A 2637-nucleotide genomic window follows, 5' to 3' on the forward strand; every position below is an offset into this window, starting at 1 on the left:
TGCGCAGCACGCCGAGCAGGCGGCGCATCTCGCCGAGCGACTCCCGCGCGGTCGACGCGATGGACGTGAACTCCGCCCGCACGTCCGGGGGCAGGGTCCGCAGCCGGTACTCGGCGGTGTCCGCCTGCACCGTGATCACGGACATGTGGTGGGCCACCACGTCGTGCAGCTCGCGCGCGATGCGGGCGCGTTCCTCCAGCAGCGTCCGCCGGCTGCGCTCGGCCTCGCTGATGGTCTCCTGCTCGGCGAGCCTGCGCTGCACCTCGGAGCGTTCGCGCAGCACACCGCCCAGCAGGAGGGCGACGCCGCCGAGGATGGTGAACAGCAGCTCCTTCGCCGCGAAGCCGTGCGGCGCGACGAAGCCCAGGCCGACGTTGGCGCCCGCCGTCGCCAGCCACACCAGCAGCAGGGTCCGGCGGCTCTCGCGCAGGCCCAGGGCGAGGCAGAGGACGACGTAGCCGACGAGGACGGGGGCGGGGAACGGCCACGGCAGCCGCTCGGCGAAGTCGGGGCCGAGCAGGGCCACCCCGCCGGCCACGTCCGCGACGAACACCACGTACCAGGCCCGCAGCGGGCGCACGACGGCGAGCAGCAGCGGGGCGGCCTGCGGCACGGCCAGCGCGGCGGCCACCGCCCCGTTCAGGCCGTAGTCGGCGGTGAGGACCACGATGGTGGTGGGCAGCAGGGCGACGCTCAGGACGAACGCCACCGCCCACGGCAGCACCCGCACCCACCGCCGCGAGGCCCCGGCGAGCAGTGCGCGCGGGGGTCGCTCCTCCCCTGAGGTCACGGGTCCGTCCCCTCCCCTGTACGGCACGTCGGTCGTCTGTACGGCACGCCGGTTGCCGGACGGCGCCTCGGGGCGCCGGCCGGCGCGGGGTCGCCGGACGGGACGTGCCACCACCGTAGTCGGCGGCGGGCCCGGCCCTCGCGGTGCGCGGGACCGGGGCGTGCCCGGGTGGCGCGTCCGCGGCCGCTCCGTGCCGTCCGTGGTCACCGGTCGGACGGTAGCCGACGGACCGGCCGGGGGGCGTCGTACCGGGGTGCCGGCCCGCGGTGATACCCGGGTAGGGGGTGGGCCGGCGGGCGCCGCGGTGCCGCCGGGGGGAGGACATCGCGTCCCGCACCGGCCACAGCGGCCACAGCTGCCGTGCGGGCGGGGGCAGCACGGATCCGGACCGGACGCACCGCCCGTCCCCACGGATCGCCCCCTCCCCACGACGGCCCGCGGACGACACACTTGGGACCAGGGAACGGGGCCGTCGTCAGGCATCGCCGCGGAGGGGGACGTGACATGCGGGACAGTCATCGGGCGGAAGCCGAGCGGCTGTTGGGCCGGGCCGTCGAGGAGGAGGTGCGCCGCACGGGCGGGCGCACCGACGGGAAGGTGCTGCTCGGCCGGGCACGCGGGGCGCTCGACGCGATGGCTCAGACCGCCGCCGAGGAGTACACGGCCTACGTGAGCGCCCTCGACGAGGCCGAGGCCGGCCGGCTCACCTTCCGCCAGCGCTACGCCCGCGAGGGCGGCGGGACGCCGTTACTCGTCGCCGGGGTGGCCGGGGTGGCGGCGGTGGTCGCCGACGTGGCCCTCGGCACCGGCGTCGGCACGGCGGTGGGCGCCGGGGTGACCGTGGGCGTGGCCGGGGCCGCGGCGACGGTGGTGAAGGTGGCCGGGACGCATGTGCCCGCCGCGCACCGCCGGGCCGGCTCGGCGCACCAGCCCGGCGGGCCCGAACAGTTGCGGCTGCAGTGGCTGACCGCCCTGGAGGTGCGGGGCATCCGGCCCTTTCTGGACCAGCAGCGGGTCCTGGCCGCCTCGACGGGGCCCAGGAAGGCGGGGCCGCGGCTGCGCGGCGCGGACAAGAGCGCGGCGGCCCGCGGACGCAACGTGCTGGAGCAGTCGTTCGGGCAGCTGCCGGAACCGGCGGGCGCGTTCGCGGGCCGGCGGCAGGAGATGGCGCGGATCCGGCAGTGGGTGCAGTCCGCCCGGGCGGACACCGGGACCCGGCCGACGGTGGTGGTGCTGCACGGCGCTCCCGGCAGCGGCCGGACGACGCTGGCGGTGCGGGCCACGCACGAACTGCGGGACCACTTCCGGGGCGCCTGCGTGGTCGACCTGCGCGCCGACAGCCCCGGCGAGCCGCCGCTGTCCACCCGGGACGCGCTGCTGCACCTGCTGAACCGGCTCGGCGCACCCCGCGAGCAGCTGCTGTTCCGCGAACGCTCCTCCCCCGACCAGCAGGTCAAGCGGCTGAGCGAGCTGTACCACCAGCACCTGACGGGGACGCCGGTCACGATCGTCCTGGACGACGCCTCCGACCCCCTCCAGGTGCGCACGCTGATCCCGGAACGGTCCGACAGCCTGGTCCTGGTCACCGCCCGCGCTCCGCTCGGCCTGCCCGACGACCTGCCCGCGCGGGTGCACCAGCTGGCCGTGGAGGCGCTGGACCCGGCGGGCGCGGAGGAGCTGCTGTCGGCCGCCGCGCAGGACGCCTCCGGCCCCTACGACGCCGAGGCCGCCGAGCGGGTGCGGGACCTGTGCGGCGGGCTGCCGCTGGCGCTGCGGATCGCCGGGTCGTCCCTCGGGCCGAGATCGCCGCGCTCCCTCGCCGCCGACCTGGGCGCCTACGGCCCCGT

General features: G+C 77.4%; 2 protein-coding genes. One reads left to right on the top strand and one right to left on the bottom strand.

Annotation, left to right across the window (positions count from 1 at the left end):
* Positions 1-790: histidine kinase (locus G3I53_RS10240; RefSeq protein WP_164438249.1), on the bottom strand; the 790-nt coding region annotated here is incomplete at its 3' end.
* A 504-nt stretch (positions 791-1294) separates the two neighbouring features.
* Between G3I53_RS10240 and G3I53_RS10245 the strand changes: the two genes are divergently transcribed.
* Positions 1295-2637 (top strand): AAA family ATPase (locus G3I53_RS10245; RefSeq protein WP_164438250.1); only part of this gene is annotated, 1343 nt, incomplete at its 3' end.

Origin of the sequence: Streptomyces sp. SID14436, assembly GCF_010548465.1 — a bacterium.
Taxonomy (GTDB): Bacteria; Actinomycetota; Actinomycetes; order Streptomycetales; family Streptomycetaceae; genus Streptomyces.